Below are 17,759 nucleotides of genomic sequence, written 5' to 3'. Positions count from 1 at the left end.
TTGATTTTTATTATTTTTGACTTCTAAAAAAACGACTTTCAAAGGTAGTTGAATTTCCTACATTATCAACCACAACCACTTTTAAATCATTACCCCCGTCAGACGCTATTCCATCGCTAAAAAAATGCGTTAACTTCTTGGTTTTATTATCATATTCAAATAATACCCACTTACCATTTAAATAGCCATTATAAGATTTTATACCCGATCCTTCATCATTAATCACGAGCTGAATTGTTTTTTGATCACTGATCCATTTTCCTTCAATTGGTGTTGCAATACTTATTTTTGGAGCTACCGTATCAGCAATCAAAGCATATTTTCCCAAGATTTTAACTTTTGATGTAAAAAGACCGTCTTTTCGATACGTTGGATTATAATTTATTTTCTTGCCTTCGATTCTGCCAATAAACATTTTCTCTCTCTGCCCTTCCGAAGATTTTGAATCTTCAATGGAAATTGTAAAATTAGAGTGCGCAGGAACCGTATCGTCATGCAAAAACAACGTATCATTTTTTACATCAAAATTCAAATCAAAATCTTCGTAAAAAGTACCCGCAGGAAAGAAAACCGACATGTTTTCTAAAGCAAAATTGCTGTCTTTATTTGCTCGAACAAAATAATTGGATTGCGCAGGTTCCTTATTGATTATAGTAGTCAAGATATCATATTTGATCGGAATTGCGATCGTTTTTTTATTTCCAAAAAAATCCGAAACTTCAATGCGATACAGCGAGGCTAAATTAGGTGTTACTTGCAAAACCCCTTTATTTTCATCGGCTTGAATAAAACTCAAATTATAGGGAGTTTCCATGAAAAGCTTCTGAACGCGTTGTTGCATTTTCTTGTATCTTGAATAATCAATTAAAGCATTAATGTAACGCATGTCATCAAAGGAATAGGTATTGAATTCATAACCAAAATTTGGTTTCCCATTATAAAAGGACTGCACTTTATACACTCCATTGTTATTAAAAGAAACATCATCAGAGTCATAAGCCGAAATCCCAAAACCGATTGCGCCATTTGCAACCACTTTATCCGATAGATAAGTCCCATCTTTTTGTAAAGAAACATTCAGTAACAAAGGACGTTTAGAATTATTAACCGTAGTTTTAGCATCTAAGGGATATACGTAAACTCCTGATACGATTGGTTTCTTGGTGTCTTTTAAAAATGTATTGAATCCAAAAAGCATTGGATTGATGATAAACTCCGTTTTAGAATCTCGAAATTCAAAATGCAAATGAGGCCCTTCTGAAGCGCCAGTGTTTCCAGAAAAGGCAATAATATCACCTTTTTTTACCACCATTTCATCTGGCTTAAAAAACATTTCAATTTCAAATGATTCCTCTTTATAATGGGTTTTCTTAATAAACCTTTCTATTTCACCATTGGCCATTTTTAGGTGTCCATAAACGGAAGTATATCCATTGGGGTGGTTGATATAAATCGTTTTTCCATTACCAAAAGTAGAAATCTTAATTCTTGACACATAACCATCCGCAACTGCATATACTTTCAAGCCTTCTTTTTGCTGTGTTCTTAAATCAAATCCTGCATGAAAATGATTGGGTCTCAATTCTCCAAAATTACCGGACAACTGCATTGGAATATCCAATGGAGTTCTGAAATAATCTTTTGGATAGTCAACTTGTGCCAAAATAGTAGTACTGAAAAATAAAAAGAATATCGAAAATCTCATGGTTTACATTTTTGCTAAGGTAAAAAAAGTATTTAAAACTTCTATAGAAAATAACTTCATAACCATTTGTGACGCTGGGATTTAATTAATTTAATGCAAAAAAAATAATAAAATATTGCAAAATTAAAAAGGAATACTAACTTTGTATGATTATGTAATGAATAGGATATATAATGAGTGCAATTGCAGAAATTATTGATACTCTTGAAAATAAAGTCGAAAAACTTTTTATGAAAATGAAAGGTTTAGAGAAAAACAATCAAGATTTGAAAGACGAATTAACAAAAACTGCCTCCATAATACAAACTCAATCAAAAGAGATTGAAGCGCTAAAAACGCAGTATGAAGCACTCAAAATAGCAAATACATTACTAGGCAGTGACGAAGATAAAAGAGATACGAAGCTTAAAATAAATTCATTAATTCGCGAAATTGATTACTGTATAGCACAGCTATCCGATTAATAAAAGATATGGACGAAAAGCTTAAAATTAAAATATCAATAGCAGACCGGGTTTACCCTTTAACGGTAGATCTCTCTCAGGAAGAAGGGCTAAGAAGTGCTTCTAAAAAAATTGATAAGATGATAAAGCAATTTGAAGAAAATTATGCGGTGCGAGATAAACAAGATGTATTGGCTATGTGTGCCCTGCAGTTTGCCTCACAGACAGAACAAAAACAAATTGACAACACCATTGATGGAGAAGCGACCATTGAAAGAATTAAAAAAATCAACGCGGTTTTAGATCAATATCTCGACAAATAAACGTTCTTTACAAAAACTAAGATACTGCCTACATTAGTTCTTATTTGGTAAACTCAACACTAACAATTTAGAATGAGCAAATCATCACTACTAAAGCATGCCACGCTCCGGCGAGGAAACTTGAACAGTGAGTTAGCTCAAAACTTGTCTTTTCGAGTTTATTCAATCACTCTAATGTAGGCTTTTTTATATATAAATTTTAACAAACATGGACAACATATTAACGATTATTATTTCAGGAATTATAGGGATTGCAGCGGGTTTTGGTATCGCCAAATTGATAGAAAAAAGCAACATATCTAACTTAATAAAAAATTCAAAAAAAGAAGCGGCTTCCATTTTGAAAGATGCAAATCTTGAAGCCGAAAACATAAAGAAAGATAAAATTCTACAAGCTAAAGAGAAATTTATTGAATTAAAATCAGAACATGAACAAGTTATTTTATCCCGGGATAAAAAGGTTGCTGAAATAGAAAAAAGAGTTCGTGACAAAGAATCTCAAATTTCAAATGAATTATCAAAAGCTAAAAAAGTTAATGATGATTTTGAATCTAAAACTACAGAATACACTTCTAAAATTGAGAATCTAGACAAAAAACAAGCTGAAGTTGAAAAATTGCATAAAAGTCAATTGCAACAATTAGAGGTAATCTCTGGTTTATCTGCTGAAGAAGCGAAGAACCAATTAGTAGAAGGTTTGAAAGCGGAAGCTAAAAGCAAAGCGATGTCTCACATACAAGACACGATTGAAGAAGCTAAATTGACAGCGCAACAAGAGGCTAAAAAAATAATCATCAATACAATACAGAGAGTTGGTACAGAAGAAGCGGTAGAAAACTGCGTTTCTGTGTTCAACATAGAATCAGATGATGTAAAAGGTAGAATCATTGGTCGTGAAGGTAGAAATATCCGTGCACTAGAGGCCGCAACTGGCGTAGAAATCATTGTAGATGACACACCAGAAGCTATTATCCTTTCTTGTTTTGATCCTGTACGTCGAGAAATTGCACGTTTGGCTTTGCACAAATTAGTGACTGACGGAAGAATTCATCCCGCACGTATTGAAGAAGTAGTTGCTAAAACTGCGAAACAAATTGATGATGAAATTATTGAAGTGGGTAAACGTACCGTAATCGATTTAGGAATTCACGGTTTACACCCTGAATTAATTAAAGTGGTAGGACGTATGAAATACCGTTCTTCTTATGGTCAGAATTTATTGCAGCACTCTCGTGAAGTTTCTAAACTTTGCGGAATTATGGCAGCTGAACTAGGTTTAAATGTAAAACTAGCGAAACGTGCTGGTTTATTGCACGATATTGGTAAAGTACCCGATGCTGAAAGTGATTTACCACATGCCTTGTTAGGAATGCATTGGGCGGAGAAATATGGTGAAAAAGAAGAAGTGTGTAACGCCATTGGAGCGCACCACGATGAAATTGAAATGAAATCATTATTATCGCCAATCATTCAGGTTTGTGATGCTATTTCAGGAGCAAGACCAGGAGCAAGAAGACAAGTATTGGATTCTTACATTCAACGTTTGAAAGATCTTGAAGAAGTAGCTTACGGATTTAGCGGTGTGAAAAATGCGTACGCTATTCAAGCTGGTAGAGAGCTTCGTGTCATTGTGGAAAGTGAAAAAGTTTCAGATGAAAACGCTGCTAGTTTATCCTTTGATATCTCACAAAAAATCCAAACAGAGATGACTTATCCTGGACAAGTTAAAGTAACTGTTATTCGCGAGACAAGAGCGGTGAATATTGCCAAGTAACATCCTTGAGCCTATCCAAAGGAGAAATAAAAAAAGACCTAATGAAAAAATTCATCAGGTCTTTTTTGTGTCTTATCATTACTATAGACGGTGGCTTTTTTTGAGTTTACTAAAGGCAATCAAAAATTCTTTCGTGGATGAAATGAATGCAGCACTTCCGTCAAAAACTTTCGATCAAGATGCACATAAATTTCTGTTGTTGTTATCGATTCGTGGCCTAGCATTAACTGAATGGAACGTAAATCAGCACCATTTTCTAAAAGATGTGTGGCAAAAGAATGCCGCAAAGTATGCGGACTAATTGTTTTATGTAAATCTATTTTTACCGCTAAATTTTTAATAATGGTAAAAATCATAGCTCTAGTTAACTGCCTCCCGCGTCGATTTAAAAACAAAGTATCTTCAAATCCTTTTTGGATATTTACATTATTTCTAATAGTTTCGCGGTATAACTGAATGTACTTTTGAGTGATTTCACTAATAGGAACAAAACGTTGTTTGTTTCCCTTTCCTGTGATTTTAATAAAACCTTCTTCAAAAAATAAATCGGATATTTTTAATGCAACTAGTTCAGATACTCTTAGACCACAACCATAGAGAGTTTCCAGTATGGCTCGGTTACGTTCCCCTTCATTTGTAGTAAAGTCAATGGCTTCTATAAGTCTGTCGATTTCATCTACAGCTAAAACATCAGGTAACTTCCGACCTATTTTAGGCGTTTCAATACTTTCTAAGGGGTTGTCCTTTCGATACTCTTCAAAAATTAAATAGCCAAAAAAACTTTTTAATCCTGAAATAATTCTAGCTTGTGAGCGTGGATTAACTTCCTTTGAAATGTTATATATAAATTGTTGCACCATTTCCTCGCCAATAGTTATTGGCGAAACCATACTATTATTTTGATCTAAAAAAAGATACAATCGTTCAATATCAAAAGAATAGTTTTCTATTGTATTCTTTGACAAACCGCGTTCAATTTTTAGATACGATTGATAACTCTTTATATAACTGTCCCAATTCATGGCTACAAAGTAACTCTTTTTGAGCTAAAAAAAACCACTGCTAAGAGTGGTTTTTAAACAATTTAAACTTGAAAAACTATTTTCCCCATTTACCGCCACCTACATAAAATCCTAGATGAATCCCAACATAGGAATTTGCTACAGTACCTTGATTATTTCCATTGATATCTTGTAAAGTTGATTCAGGCACTAAATTATATTCTAATCCCATTCTGAATTTTCCCCACTCAAAACCACCACGAACTAATCCTCCCATTTTACCGGTTGCATCTACAGTAAAATCATTGTTATTATCCGTATCATCCACCTCTACATTTGCAATACTATAATAACCCGCACCAGCGCCTATATAAGGAACAAAAGATTTCCCCGCGCCGTTGAAATAATAATCATAAGTAGCAACATACGAACCATTAGCAGCCACTTTTGCACTAGTAGTGGCACCCGAATCATTTATATCGCGAACAATCGCAGCTACTCCTATACGTAAACCAACATTCATATTATCTTTAATATTGTATTTTGGTTCTAATGACAGCAAGATTCCTCCACCACCGTTTGTTGGAACAGCACCTAAATCTAAGCCCACTCTAAAACCACCTTCATTTTGTGCGTTTCCGCTGAGACAAAACAAACCAATACATACTGATAAAATAACTTTTTTCATTTTTTAAATTTTTTATTAATAGGACTATAAAATTATACTAATTTTAAAGTAATACACTTCTTACCATTACAAGTTGTTAACATTTTTTACTGGATAAAAATTAAATCATCCAATGCCACATAAAATATAAATACTACCTTCTTAAGTGATCATTTAAAAATTAATACTAAATAAAAAAATTAAATACAGAATAATTGCACGAAACATAACACGCTATTATTTAAACAATTAGATTAAAAAAAAGTTTGTACACCCATAAAAATGCACTAGAAAAAGGCAACGAAGCACAATTCAACAAAGTTTTGGACCAATTTTTGTATTTTGCATATTTTAAATGGTTCACAATAATTAATAAACAAAACAGTTTTAAGTAAGAGTCCCATTTTAATTAATAATAATCAATAAAAAAAATTATGAAAAAAATAATTCTAGTTGCAGTAGTGCTTCTTGCCGGATCAGTAGATATGCAAGCACAGTTAGTACGATTTGGATTTAAAGGTGGTTTAAACTACGCAAACCAAAATGGTAGTGAAATCACAGTAAACAGCGACAATTACAATACAGATGCGATAACCAGCTATCATGCGGGTTTAGTGGCTGAACTTAAATTAACAGATGGTTTCTCGATACAACCTGAATTACTATATTCAACTCAGGGAGCTACTTACAAAAATGCAGTTGAAGAATTCAAAAATGAATTGGGTTATTTATCGATTCCGGTTTTGGCCAAATTTAACCTAAACAAAACTGTGAGTTTGGATCTAGGTCCACAAGCGTCTTTTTTATTAAGCGAAAGAAACGAATTTGATGTTAAAAATGCAGAAACTTTTGAGTTTGGAGTAGCAGGCGGATTGAGTTTGAATGTCACTAAAAACTTTTTTCTTCAAGGACGTTATGTATTAGGATTAACTGAAGCTTCAAAAGAAGCAGAAGTTAAGAATTCCGTGCTTCAAATTTCAGCTGGATTTAAATTCTAGCACTACTATAAAATTAAATTTACTAAACCGTTCTATAAATTGGAACGGTTTTTTTATTTTTACCAAAACAAGCATTATGAAAATTAGTATCATCAACGGACCAAACCTCAACCTTCTTGGTAAACGCGAACCAGAAATTTATGGAAGTCAAACTTTTGAAGAATATTTTACCACTTTGCAAATCCAATTTCCAACGATTGAATTTACTTATTTTCAAAGTAATATTGAAGGTGAATTAATCGATAAAATTCAAGAATACGGTTTTTCATTCGATGGAATTATCTTAAATGCTGGAGCGTACACGCATACTTCTATAGGAATTGGCGACGCCGTAAAAGCCGTTACTACTCCAGTTGTTGAAGTCCATATTTCGAATACTTTTTCACGTGAAAGCTTTAGACATCAATCCTATATTTCAGGAAATGCCAAAGGAGTTATTCTGGGTTTTGGTTTAAAGAGTTACGAACTCGCGATACAATCTTTTTTGTAGTTCTACATTATAATTACCTTCCAAAGAAATCTTTAACAAATAATTAATAGGCTCTTTTTAAACTTCTTCTATTTTTGTGAGAGAAAAAACTTTCATGAAAAAATACTACTTACTTCTGCTCTTCTTAGCTTCATTTGGCAGCCATGCACAAATAAAAGGAACTGTTTCAGACGAAAAAGGAAATCCCTTGCCTTTTGTCACTATTTTCCAGGAAGACACCTATAATGGAACTACTTCTAACGAACAGGGAAATTACGAGTTCAACTTAAATAAAAAAGGAAAACAATCCGTTGTTTTTCAGTTTTTAGGTTTTAAAACCCAAAAAGTAGCCATCCAAATTGATAAATTACCTTATTCGTTGAACATCAAAATGATCGAAGAGAGTTTCTCATTAAACGAAGTAATCATCAATAAAAAAAACAATCCGGCTTTGGCAATTATAAAAAGTGCGATTGCCCGCAGGAAACAAAACACCGAAAAAACCAATCGATTCAACGCCGACTTTTATTCCAGAGGTATTTTTAAACTAAAAAATGCACCTAAAAAAATATTAGGGCAAAAAATTGGCGACTTGGATGGTGCTTTGGATTCTACCGGAACCGGAATTATTTCATTGTCTGAGACCTTTTCTAAAATAGCTTTTGAAAAACCCAACAATTTAAAAGAAGTCGTTACAGCCTCAAAAGTAAGTGGCAGCAACAATGGCTACAGCTACAATACGGCCAGATCTTCGTTCTATGATTTCTATGACAACACTATCGATTTTGGCATTCAAATGATTTCTCCTATAGCGAATAATGCTTTTAACTACTATAATTACAAGTTAGAAAGCACATTTATTGACGAGAATGCCAACATGATTAACAAAATAAAAGTAATTGCAAAGCGCGATAGCGAACCTGTTTTTGAAGGATATATCTACATTGTGGAAGATTCCTGGGCAATTTACGCTGTTGATTTAGATATAAAAGGCTACCGAATAAAAGAAGAGTTTCTGGATGTGATGACCTTAAAACAAAACTTTAGCTACAACAAAAGCAATAAAATCTGGGCCAAAAACACTCAAAGTCTCGAAATTACAGCTGGTGCTTTTGGAATAAAATTTACTGGAAAATACAATTACGTGTATAGTAATTACGAATTCATAAATGCATTTGCTCCCAAAACATTTACAAATGAAATTACGCGCATCGAAATAAATGCCAATAAAAAAGACAGCTTATTTTGGAATGCGAACAGACCCATTCCTTTAACAATAGAAGAAAGTACGGATTATGTTAGAAAAGACAGCATTTACAAAGTTCGAAATTCAGAAAAATACTTAGATTCAATTGATTCCAAAGGAAATAAATTCAAACCATTAAAGCTGCTGACCGGCTACACCTATAAAAATAGCACCAAAAAACACAGTTTTAGTTACGAAGGATTATTAAATCTTGGTTCGCTCAGTTTCAATACCGTTCAAGGATATAATTTTGATTCGGGGTTCCGATACACCAACTGGAAAAATCAGGAAAGTAAAGGAATATATACTTCGATCAGTACCAAACTCAATTATGGTTTTGCTGAAGATCGTTTGCGCGTCACTGGACAATTTATCCACCGTTTCAATAATCAGAATTATGCCACTTTATATATGACTGGTGGTAGTTCCGTAAAGCAATTTAATCCGAATGAGCCAATTAGCAAAGTGATAAATACAATAAGTTCTTTGGCTTTCAAGAACAATTTCATGAAGCTGTATAATCTGGAATCGGTTGCAATTGGCTACAGCCAAGATATTGCAAATGGTGTAAATCTAAATGGAAAAATAGACTACCAGCAACGCAAACCATTATTTAACAATACTGATTTTTCTTTGTTTAGCAAAGCCGATTTATACACGTCGAATAATCCGTTGGCTCCGAATGATTTCGCTAGTCCTGCTTTTGAAAAGCATCATTTGACGAAAATTAATTTGCTTGCAAGAATCAATTTTGGAAATAAATATTCCTCCCGTCCTGGTGGGAAATTCAACATCCGAAATGAAAAATATCCAACGCTCTATTTAGGTTACGAAAAAGCAATTGCGGCAAACGAAAAGAAGTATGAGTTTGACCATTTCAATACCCGAATAACGTATGATTTGATATTGGGCAATAAAGGCGTTTTAGGATTGAATCTAAAAGCAGGAAAGTTTCTAAATGCAGATAATATTGCTTTTATAGATTACAAACATTTTAATGGAAACCAAACCCACATTGGACAAACAGCGCGTTATTTGAATGTGTTTAATTTGCTTCCATATTATTCTAACAGTACGAATGACAGCTATTTTGAAGCGCATACGGAATACAATGATAAAGGCTATATCATAAATAAAATACCATTGTTGAACAAACTAAAATCAACTTTGATACTAGGTGCTCATGCATTGTCTACTCCTAATAACAAACCTTATACTGAAGTCACAGTTGGGCTAGACAATTTAGGTTTTGGTAAATTTAAAATGCTTCGTGTTGATTATGTACGTTCCTACCAAAATGGTTTTCAAGGTGACGGAGTTGTTTTTGGGCTAAAGTTTTTGAATATATTGGAGTAAACAAAGATTCTATTTATCAGTTCGAGTTTAGATGAGAACACTTAGTGCATCTCGACTGCGCTCGATGTGACAAAATATAAGTAAATTAAAAAAGGCACTCGAAAATAATTTCGGTGCCTTTTTTAATTTTATTGGATACCAATCTAATCATTTGGTTCCACATGAATTAACACATGTCCCAATTCCGGGATTTTTTCCCTCAAAGTATCTTTTAGTTTATGAGCGAGATCGTGCCCTTCTTTCACCGTAATATTTGAATCAACCGTTGCATGTAAATCCACGTGATATTGCATACCGGCTTTTCGAATGAAACATTTCTCGGTATCAATAATTCCATCCACCTGAATAGAAATCATTCGGATTTGCTCGATCAAATCATCGTATAAATGCTCGTCCATTATTTCGCCCAAAGCGGGTCTGAAAATAAGGTAACTGTTATAAAGTATGAATCCAGAAGCAAAAAGTGCTGCCCAATCATCTGCAGATTCGTAACCATTCCCTAAAATTAATGCAACGGAAATCCCAAGAAATGCCGCCACAGAAGTAATTGCATCGCTGCGATGGTGCCAAGCATCGGCTCTTAGTGAGGAACTATTGGTTTGAATGCTTCTTTTCATCACGATTCGAAAAGAATATTCTTTCCAAATGATGATTGCAGCCAGAACGATTAATGTCCATGGTTTTGGCAATTGATGCGGCGTTCCAATATTGATGATACTTTCATAGGCAATAATCGTAGCCGAAGTAATCAAAAAACCTACCACTAAAAAAGTAATCAAAGGTTCTGCCCTACCGTGTCCGTAAGGGTGGTTTTTATCCGCGGGTCTATTGGAATATTTGATTCCAAACAACACCAAAAAAGAAGCAAAAATATCCGTAGTCGATTCAATTGCATCTGCAATTAGGGCATACGAATTTCCAAAAAAACCGGCTAAACCTTTTATTATTGCCAGACAAGTATTTCCTATAATACTAAAATAAGTCGCCTTGATTGCCGTTTGTTCGCTTGACATGTATTTTATTTATAGGTGAAGTAAAACTAAAATCGTTTAAGTAAACCGAATTGAATTTTATATTAAAATCCTTTCTGGCTTACTTAAACGATATTTTTTATGATTTATGTTATTTACGCGCGTACGATATTCGCTCCAATGGCTCTCAATCGTTCGTCAATGCGCTCGTATCCTCTATCAATTTGTTCAATATTTTGAATTGTACTCGTTCCTTTTGCAGAAAGCGCCGCAATCAATAAGGAAATTCCAGCACGAATATCTGGTGAGGACATTGTGGTTGCTTTGAGTTGTGATTTAAAATCATGTCCCATAACAACAGCACGGTGTGGATCACATAACATGATTTTTGCTCCCATGTCAATTAATTTATCGACGAAAAACAATCTGCTTTCAAACATTTTTTGGTGAATCAAAACATCGCCTTTTGCTTGAGTGGCAACGACTAAAACAATGCTTAATAAATCCGGAGTAAATCCAGGCCAAGGCGCATCAGCAATTGTCAAAATAGAACCGTCAATATCCGTTTTTACTTCATACCCATCTACGTGAGCAGGAATGTAAATATCATCGCCTCTGCGTTCCAATATGATTCCTAATTTTCTAAATGTATTTGGGATTAATCCAAGGTTGTCCCAGCTCACATCCTTTATAGTTATTTCTGATTTTGTCATGGCAGCAAGACCAATCCAACTTCCGATTTCAATCATATCCGGAAGAATTCTATGTTCGCAACCGCCTAAACTTTCTACCCCTTCAATAGTCAATAAATTAGACCCAACTCCTGTTATTTTAGCTCCCATGGAATTCAACATCTTACACAATTGTTGCAAGTAAGGCTCACAAGCAGCGTTATAAACGGTTGTTTTTCCTTTGGCCAAAACGGCAGCCATAACAATATTTGCAGTTCCGGTTACGGATGCTTCATCTAATAACATATCGGCACCTTTCAATCCTTTTGGTGCTTCTACACCATAAAAATGATCTTCTCTGTTGTAACGGAATTTAGCGCCCAGATTGATGAATCCTTCAAAATGCGTATCCAATCTTCGGCGTCCAATTTTATCACCACCTGGTTTTGGAATATATCCTTTTCCGAATCGTGCCAAAAGTGGTCCAACAATCATAATAGAACCTCTTAGAGAACCGCCTTCTTTCTTGAATGCTTCTGTTTCCAAATATTGTATATTCACCTCATCAGCTTGAAAAGTATACGATCCTGATCCTGTTTTTTGGATTTTAACTCCCAAATTTCCTAAAAGCGTAATTAGTTTATTGATATCGATAATATCCGGGATATTATTGATAGTTACTTTTTCAGGAGTCAAAAGAACGGCACATAAAATCTGTAACGCTTCATTTTTAGCTCCTTGTGGCGTGATTTCTCCTTTTAGACTAATGCCTCCTTCTATTTTGAAAATTCCCATTTTTTACAGTTATGAGTTATAAATTATTAGATATAAGTTAAAAATTGAGCGCTAGAAGTTATAAAAAATTCATAACTAAAAACCCCTAATTGATAACTTCCTTACAAAGGTTTTCTATTTTGGTTTTTGTGAACTGGATTTGGTTTTCCCGTTTTTATATTCTTATTGCTAAGAATTTTTGGTTGGCCAACCGGTAAGATTTTATTCGAAACCCGTTTATTGGTTCGCAATAAATCTGTGGTGTTTAATAATTCTTCGGTACTTTGAATCAAATTCAATTTCCCATCGGACAGTTCATATAAATGTTCGAAAATTACATCATCTTTCACCGTATCTTTATTCCAACTCAAGTATGATTTTTTCATATGATTGGCAATCACTTTCACCAACGCACTTTTCATCTCGCCATCTTCCCATTTATTGGCCACATCAATCATATATTTGATGTTGTTGCCATAGTACCTGTATTTTGGAAAATTCTGTGGGTATTTCAGGACATCCGGTTTCAGCTGTAACACTTCACGTGATGGAATTGGATACGGAGAATCCGCCACCAATTTAAAATCAGACATAATAAACAGCTGATCCCACAATTTATGTTGAAAATCAGGAACATCACGCAAATGTGGATTCAAACTACCCATCACCTGAATAATGTATTTTGCCGCTTTGTTGCGTTCTACATCATCTTCAATTTGAGTTGCTTGATCAATCAATTTCTGCAAATGACGGCCGTACTCTGGAATAATCAAATGCGATCTCTCGGCATTGTATTCCAAATGATGCACAACATCATTCGAGTTTTCTTTAATGTATTTTGAATTCATATTCGAAAGTATCTGTTTTGATTCCTAATGACTTTTTTTCGAATCGTAATACCATTCGAAATTAGCACATCAAAATCTTGTGTTGTATTTAAAGGGAAATAATACCTTTTATTGTAGAAACTTCTAGGTATTTATCTACTATTTCTTGTGAATCTTTCACAGTGACATCAACAGATATGCTGGTAAACTTTCCTGTCTTGGATTTTCTGGTTTTAATAACCGCGCCCATACAATCAAAAGCCAACTCTACTCGTTCTACATTGTCACTTTCTGTTGGTACAATAAATTTAAATAAGTATACTGCTGGCCATGTATTGCTCATATCCAACTCCACTTTTAATCTATCATAAAATTCTTCAGTCTTCTTATCCATTTTCTATTTAAAAATAAAGGCAAATATACGGTTTCAAACGTAAATTATGAATTTTGAATTATGATTTTTTGTCTAATCGCATTTTAACCGCAATGATTTTTTCAAATCCCGATAAGTTTAAGTAAATTTGCCCCTTATTTTTTAAAAGTGCAAAAAGAAATCATAGTTATCATTGGCGGTCCAGGAACAGGTAAAACCACTATTATCGACGGATTGGTCGCTAAAGGACATTGTTGTTATCCCGAAATTTCCCGGGAAGTGACTTTGGAAGCAAAAAAACAAGGAATCGAGCAATTGTTCCTTGAAAAACCTTTGTTATTTAGCGAATTACTTCTTGAAGGAAGAAAGAAACAATTTCAAAATGCTACAAAAGAGCCTCGTGAAGTTGTGTTTATCGATCGTGGAATTCCCGATGTTTTGGCTTACATGCATTATATTGGCGATAGCTATCCAGCTACTTTTGATGCCGCTTGCCGCGAACACACCTACTCAAAAATATTCATTCTTCCGCCTTGGGAGGAAATTTATATCAGTGATCACGAACGTTACGAAAACTTCGAACAAGCGAAACTCATCTACAATCATCTTACGGAAACCTATCAGAATTACGGTTACGAACTGATAGAAGTTCCAAAAGATACAATGGATAACAGAATTCTTTTTATCTTAGATGAAATTTCTAAATAGGCTGCAGGCTTAGGATTTAAGCTTTGGACTGTTTTTCAATGAAATGAAATCTTAACTTTATGCAAGAAGCAGTAGCTATTCTTCAAAAATATTGGAAGCACGACAAATTCAGATCGCTGCAAAAGGAAATCATAGATTCCGTTTTAAGCGGACATGACACCTTTGCACTGATGCCAACCGGCGGCGGAAAATCAGTTTGTTTCCAAATTCCGGCAATGATGAAGGAAGGCATTTGCCTCGTCGTCTCGCCTTTGGTAGCGCTGATGAAAGATCAAGTAGCCAATTTGCAAAAGCGAAATATCAAAGCCATAGCATTAACAGGCGGAATTCGATCCGAGGAAATGATTGATTTATTGGACAATTGCCAATTCGGAAATTACAAATTCCTTTATTTATCACCAGAGCGTCTTCAGTCTGATTGGATTTTGGAACGAATAAAAAATCTTCCTATCAATTTAATCACCATCGATGAAGCGCATTGCGTTTCCCAATGGGGACATGATTTCCGACCTGCTTATTTAAAAATTTCAGAACTAAAAAAGCATTTTCCAACAGTGCCCTTTTTAGCCTTGACCGCCACTGCGACTCCAAGAGTCAAAGAAGATATTATCAATGAGTTGGGATTACACAAACCACAAGTTTTCGAAAAATCATTTGCTAGAGAAAATATTGCTTATATGATTTTTGAGGTCGAGGATAAACTTTTTAGAATAGAACAAATTCTGAAGAAAAATCCACAACCTTCTATAATATATGTGCGAAACAGAAAATCGTGTCTGGATATTTCTTCCCAACTGAATTCGCTAGGATTTAAAGCTACGTATTATCACGGCGGACTTTCGTCCAAAGAAAAAGACAAAAACATGCAGTCTTGGATGAACGAAGAAGTACAAGTTATTGTGGCTACCAATGCCTTTGGAATGGGAATTGACAAAGCCAATGTTAAAACGGTCATCCACATTCAGCTTCCAGAAAACATGGAAAATTATTATCAGGAAGCCGGACGTGCAGGAAGAAATGGAGAACGAGCCTTTGCGGTTTTATTGACCAGTCCATCTGATAGTATTCAGGCTCAAAGCCAATTCATTAATATTCTTCCCGATAAAAAGTTTTTGAAACTCATGTATGTCAAGCTCTGCAACTATTTTCAAATCGCTTACGGAGAAGGAATCAACGAACAGTTCAACTTCAATTTGCATCATTTTTGTTTAAAATATGAATTCCCAACCTTGAAAACGTACAATGCCATGCAATTCTTGGATAGACAAGGAATCATTAGCTTGTCCCAGGAATTTTCAGAAAAAATCACCTTGCAATTCTTAATTTCATCGAAAGAAGTGATTCGGTATATGAGTTTAAATCCGAACGACGAGGAAATTATTTTAGCTATTTTGCGAACCTACCCAGGAATTTACGAAATGCAAACCGCTTTTAACCTGCAGCTGATTGCCAAAAAATCAAATCATAAGGAAACTGAAATCCAGGCTGTTTTACATAAATTAAAAGAAAAAGAAATTATAGATTACCATTCGAAAAATAATGACGCCACATTAATTTTCAATGAAGTTCGCGAAGATGACAGAACCATCAATCGGGTTTCAAAACATTTAGAGAATCAAAATCAATTAAAGAAAGAGCAGCTTCAATCTGTAATCCACTACATCAGTGAGAAAAAAGTATGCAAAAACAAGTTGATTCTAAATTATTTCGGTGAAAAAACAACCGTAGATTGCGGTATTTGTTCGTTTTGCATTACCAAGAAAATAAAGAAAAAGGATGTATCGCTGCTTTCTACAGCAATAATTGCTTTATTACGAGCCGAAGATTTAAACTCAAGAGACATTCAAAACAAAACTAAAAATAGTCCGGACGAAGTTATTGGCGTACTGCAGGATTTATTAGAAAACAACACAATTTTGGTTAAACCAAATAACAAATATACTTTACGATCATAATGGAAAAATTACGAATTGTTTTTATGGGTACGCCCGAATTTGCCGTGGGAATATTAGACACAATAATCAAAAACAACTATGAGGTTGTAGGTGTCATCACTGCTGCAGATAAACCAGCAGGCCGCGGACAAAAATTAAAGTATTCTGCAGTAAAGGAATATGCATTGGCGAACAACCTTACTCTACTGCAGCCTATCAGTCTAAAAGATGAGATTTTTTTATCGGAATTGAAAGCGTTGAATGCGAATTTACAAATTGTAGTTGCCTTTAGAATGTTACCAAAAGTGGTATGGGAAATGCCATCTTTAGGCACTTTTAATCTTCATGCTTCACTCCTGCCGAATTATCGCGGAGCCGCACCGATTAATTGGGCAATCATCAATGGAGAAACTAAAACGGGGGTCACCACTTTTTTTATCGATGATAAAATTGATACTGGGGCAATGATTTTAAGTTCAGAAATTCCAATTAATGAAACCGAAAATGCAGGACATTTGCATGATCGATTAATGGAATTGGGAAGCAAGACCGTTATTGACACTTTGGAAATGATTGAAAAAGGAAATGTGTCGAGAGAAATCCAAAAAGACACCGCCGAAATCAAAACAGCTTACAAACTCAACAAAGAAAATTGCAAAATCGATTGGACAAAATCAGCTTTGGAAATAAACAATCTGATTCGGGGTTTGAGTCCCTATCCAGCCGCTTGGTGTTTCTTTGGAGATAAAAATGAAGAATGGAATGTTAAAATATACGAGGCTACAATAAGTACTGAGGAACACAATTACGCCATTGGGAGTTTAATTTGTACCAAAAAAGGAATGAAGGTTGCGGTAAAAAACGGATTTATCCAAATACTTCATCTACAGTTTCCAGGCAAAAAGAAAATGAGTACTCCGGAATTACTAAATGGGCTTGCTTTTTCAGTTGATGCAAAAGCCTATTAAAGTCAACAAAAACGGGGTTTTTTTGACTTTAACCAGAAATAATCGTTGATTTATGAACAAAAAAATTAAGTTATCAACAAAATAAACTAAATTAACACAAAACACTTGCAAGGAACGTATTTCCTATTAAATTTGTGTATTAACAATTTTTTATAACCAACAATTAATAACTATTATTATGAACAAATCAGAATTAATCGATGCTATCGCTGCTGATGCAGGAATAACAAAAGCTGCAGCAAAATTAGCTTTAGAGTCATTTTTAGGAAACGTAGGAGGTACTTTGAAAAACGGTGGAAGAGTATCTTTAGTAGGTTTCGGATCATGGTCTGTTTCTGCTAGAGCTGCAAGAGACGGTAGAAATCCTCAAACAGGAAAAACTATCCAAATCGCTGCTAAGAATGTAGTGAAATTTAAAGCAGGTGCAGAATTAGAAGGTGCGGTAAACTAGTTTTAGTTCCCCCAATATAAGCAAAACCTTCCATCTGGAAGGTTTTTTTATACGTTTCAACGATTTTATTTGGCATAATAATAATAAAAAACTTAAATTT

Annotated in this window: 17 protein-coding genes; 10 read left to right on the top strand and 7 right to left on the bottom strand. The window is 34.4% G+C overall.

Going from position 1 to position 17,759, the window contains the following annotated elements; all coding sequences use genetic code 11:
• Window positions 1–10: 10 nt before the first annotated feature.
• A complete protein-coding gene (locus tag BUC11_RS00460) occupies window positions 11–1,705 on the bottom strand; it encodes a M23 family metallopeptidase (RefSeq protein WP_073350786.1) in 1,695 nt (564 codons plus the stop codon).
• A 173-nt stretch (window positions 1,706–1,878) separates the two neighbouring features.
• Between BUC11_RS00460 and BUC11_RS00455 the strand changes: the two genes are divergently transcribed.
• From BUC11_RS00455 to rny, 3 genes are all read left to right on the top strand, one after another.
• Window positions 1,879–2,169 (top strand): hypothetical protein, encoded by a 291-nt coding sequence (locus BUC11_RS00455; protein ID WP_073350783.1) that lies wholly within the window; start codon window positions 1,879–1,881, stop codon window positions 2,167–2,169.
• An 8-nt stretch (window positions 2,170–2,177) separates the two neighbouring features.
• Window positions 2,178–2,471, top strand: a complete 294-nt coding sequence (locus BUC11_RS00450; RefSeq protein ID WP_066077743.1) for a cell division protein ZapA — start codon at window positions 2,178–2,180, stop codon at window positions 2,469–2,471.
• Between the two features lie 208 nt (window positions 2,472–2,679).
• Window positions 2,680–4,245, top strand: a complete 1,566-nt coding sequence (gene rny, locus BUC11_RS00445) for a ribonuclease Y (protein ID WP_073350781.1) — start codon at window positions 2,680–2,682, stop codon at window positions 4,243–4,245.
• A gap of 119 nt (window positions 4,246–4,364) precedes the next feature.
• Here rny and xerD read toward each other — a convergent pair whose 3' ends face one another.
• Window positions 4,365–5,267 carry a site-specific tyrosine recombinase XerD gene (gene xerD, locus BUC11_RS00440; RefSeq protein ID WP_073350779.1) on the bottom strand — a complete coding sequence of 301 codons (903 nt, stop codon included), beginning with the start codon at window positions 5,265–5,267 and terminating at the stop codon, window positions 4,365–4,367.
• Window positions 5,268–5,343: 76 nt separating this feature from the next.
• Window positions 5,344–5,934, bottom strand: a complete 591-nt coding sequence (locus tag BUC11_RS00435; RefSeq protein WP_073350777.1) for a hypothetical protein — start codon at window positions 5,932–5,934, stop codon at window positions 5,344–5,346.
• A 413-nt stretch (window positions 5,935–6,347) separates the two neighbouring features.
• Here BUC11_RS00435 and BUC11_RS00430 point away from each other — a divergent pair, with 413 nt between their 5' ends.
• The 3 genes from BUC11_RS00430 (at window position 6,348) to BUC11_RS00420 (ending at window position 9,982) form a co-directional block, all read left to right on the top strand.
• Entirely contained in the window at window positions 6,348–6,911 is a 564-nt protein-coding gene (locus BUC11_RS00430; RefSeq protein ID WP_073350775.1) for a porin family protein, read from the top strand.
• 76 nt (window positions 6,912–6,987) lie between these two features.
• Complete coding sequence (aroQ, locus tag BUC11_RS00425; RefSeq protein WP_073350773.1) at window positions 6,988–7,401, top strand: type II 3-dehydroquinate dehydratase; 414 nt, start codon at window positions 6,988–6,990, stop codon at window positions 7,399–7,401.
• A gap of 94 nt (window positions 7,402–7,495) precedes the next feature.
• Window positions 7,496–9,982, top strand: coding sequence for a DUF5686 and carboxypeptidase regulatory-like domain-containing protein (locus BUC11_RS00420; protein WP_073350771.1), 2,487 nt, complete (start codon window positions 7,496–7,498; stop codon window positions 9,980–9,982).
• Window positions 9,983–10,125: 143 nt separating this feature from the next.
• Here BUC11_RS00420 and BUC11_RS00415 read toward each other — a convergent pair whose 3' ends face one another.
• The 4 genes from BUC11_RS00415 to BUC11_RS00400 form a co-directional block, all read right to left on the bottom strand.
• Window positions 10,126–10,995, bottom strand: coding sequence for a cation diffusion facilitator family transporter (locus BUC11_RS00415; protein ID WP_073350768.1), 870 nt, complete (start codon window positions 10,993–10,995; stop codon window positions 10,126–10,128).
• A 113-nt stretch (window positions 10,996–11,108) separates the two neighbouring features.
• Window positions 11,109–12,419 carry a UDP-N-acetylglucosamine 1-carboxyvinyltransferase gene (murA, locus tag BUC11_RS00410; RefSeq protein ID WP_073350764.1) on the bottom strand — a complete coding sequence of 437 codons (1,311 nt, stop codon included), beginning with the start codon at window positions 12,417–12,419 and terminating at the stop codon, window positions 11,109–11,111.
• Window positions 12,420–12,520: 101 nt separating this feature from the next.
• Entirely contained in the window at window positions 12,521–13,246 is a 726-nt protein-coding gene (locus tag BUC11_RS00405) for a DUF4290 domain-containing protein (RefSeq protein WP_073350760.1), read from the bottom strand.
• A gap of 88 nt (window positions 13,247–13,334) precedes the next feature.
• Complete coding sequence (locus tag BUC11_RS00400) at window positions 13,335–13,619, bottom strand: DUF493 family protein (RefSeq protein WP_073350757.1); 285 nt, start codon at window positions 13,617–13,619, stop codon at window positions 13,335–13,337.
• A 147-nt stretch (window positions 13,620–13,766) separates the two neighbouring features.
• On the opposite strand from BUC11_RS00400, the gene BUC11_RS00395 reads away from it, so the two are divergent.
• The 4 genes from BUC11_RS00395 (at window position 13,767) to BUC11_RS00380 (ending at window position 17,659) form a co-directional block, all read left to right on the top strand.
• Window positions 13,767–14,306 (top strand): AAA family ATPase, encoded by a 540-nt coding sequence (locus tag BUC11_RS00395; protein ID WP_073350755.1) that lies wholly within the window; start codon window positions 13,767–13,769, stop codon window positions 14,304–14,306.
• A gap of 59 nt (window positions 14,307–14,365) precedes the next feature.
• Window positions 14,366–16,261, top strand: a complete 1,896-nt coding sequence (locus tag BUC11_RS00390) for a RecQ family ATP-dependent DNA helicase (protein ID WP_073350753.1) — start codon at window positions 14,366–14,368, stop codon at window positions 16,259–16,261.
• Window positions 16,261–17,208, top strand: coding sequence for a methionyl-tRNA formyltransferase (fmt, locus tag BUC11_RS00385; RefSeq protein ID WP_073350751.1), 948 nt, complete (start codon window positions 16,261–16,263; stop codon window positions 17,206–17,208). The genes BUC11_RS00390 and fmt overlap by 1 nt, the downstream gene beginning before the upstream one ends.
• A 178-nt stretch (window positions 17,209–17,386) precedes the next feature.
• Entirely contained in the window at window positions 17,387–17,659 is a 273-nt protein-coding gene (locus BUC11_RS00380) for an HU family DNA-binding protein (protein WP_066077716.1), read from the top strand.
• Window positions 17,660–17,759: the final 100 nt, after the last annotated feature.

Source organism: Flavobacterium xanthum (assembly GCF_900142695.1).
GTDB classification, from domain to species: Bacteria; Bacteroidota; Bacteroidia; order Flavobacteriales; family Flavobacteriaceae; genus Flavobacterium; species Flavobacterium xanthum.
Note: the sequence above shows the minus strand (reverse complement) of the source record. Positions and strands in the feature narration are given on the sequence as shown.

Excerpts from the sequence above, each read along its gene's own strand:
- BUC11_RS00405 (WP_073350760.1), bottom strand. The coding sequence starts at position 13,246 with ATGAATTCAAAATACATTAAAGAAAACTCGAATGATGTTGTGCATCAT.
- BUC11_RS00420 (WP_073350771.1), top strand. The coding sequence starts at position 7,496 with ATGAAAAAATACTACTTACTTCTGCTCTTCTTAGCTTCATTTGGCAGC.
- BUC11_RS00450 (WP_066077743.1), top strand. The coding sequence starts at position 2,178 with ATGGACGAAAAGCTTAAAATTAAAATATCAATAGCAGACCGGGTTTAC.
- murA (WP_073350764.1), bottom strand. The coding sequence starts at position 12,419 with ATGGGAATTTTCAAAATAGAAGGAGGCATTAGTCTAAAAGGAGAAATC.
- xerD (WP_073350779.1), bottom strand. The coding sequence starts at position 5,267 with ATGAATTGGGACAGTTATATAAAGAGTTATCAATCGTATCTAAAAATT.
- BUC11_RS00435 (WP_073350777.1), bottom strand. The coding sequence starts at position 5,934 with ATGAAAAAAGTTATTTTATCAGTATGTATTGGTTTGTTTTGTCTCAGC.
- BUC11_RS00380 (WP_066077716.1), top strand. The coding sequence starts at position 17,387 with ATGAACAAATCAGAATTAATCGATGCTATCGCTGCTGATGCAGGAATA.
- BUC11_RS00400 (WP_073350757.1), bottom strand. The coding sequence starts at position 13,619 with ATGGATAAGAAGACTGAAGAATTTTATGATAGATTAAAAGTGGAGTTG.
- fmt (WP_073350751.1), top strand. The coding sequence starts at position 16,261 with ATGGAAAAATTACGAATTGTTTTTATGGGTACGCCCGAATTTGCCGTG.
- BUC11_RS00430 (WP_073350775.1), top strand. The coding sequence starts at position 6,348 with ATGAAAAAAATAATTCTAGTTGCAGTAGTGCTTCTTGCCGGATCAGTA.
- aroQ (WP_073350773.1), top strand. The coding sequence starts at position 6,988 with ATGAAAATTAGTATCATCAACGGACCAAACCTCAACCTTCTTGGTAAA.
- BUC11_RS00415 (WP_073350768.1), bottom strand. The coding sequence starts at position 10,995 with ATGTCAAGCGAACAAACGGCAATCAAGGCGACTTATTTTAGTATTATA.
- rny (WP_073350781.1), top strand. The coding sequence starts at position 2,680 with ATGGACAACATATTAACGATTATTATTTCAGGAATTATAGGGATTGCA.
- BUC11_RS00455 (WP_073350783.1), top strand. The coding sequence starts at position 1,879 with ATGAGTGCAATTGCAGAAATTATTGATACTCTTGAAAATAAAGTCGAA.
- BUC11_RS00460 (WP_073350786.1), bottom strand. The coding sequence starts at position 1,705 with ATGAGATTTTCGATATTCTTTTTATTTTTCAGTACTACTATTTTGGCA.
- BUC11_RS00390 (WP_073350753.1), top strand. The coding sequence starts at position 14,366 with ATGCAAGAAGCAGTAGCTATTCTTCAAAAATATTGGAAGCACGACAAA.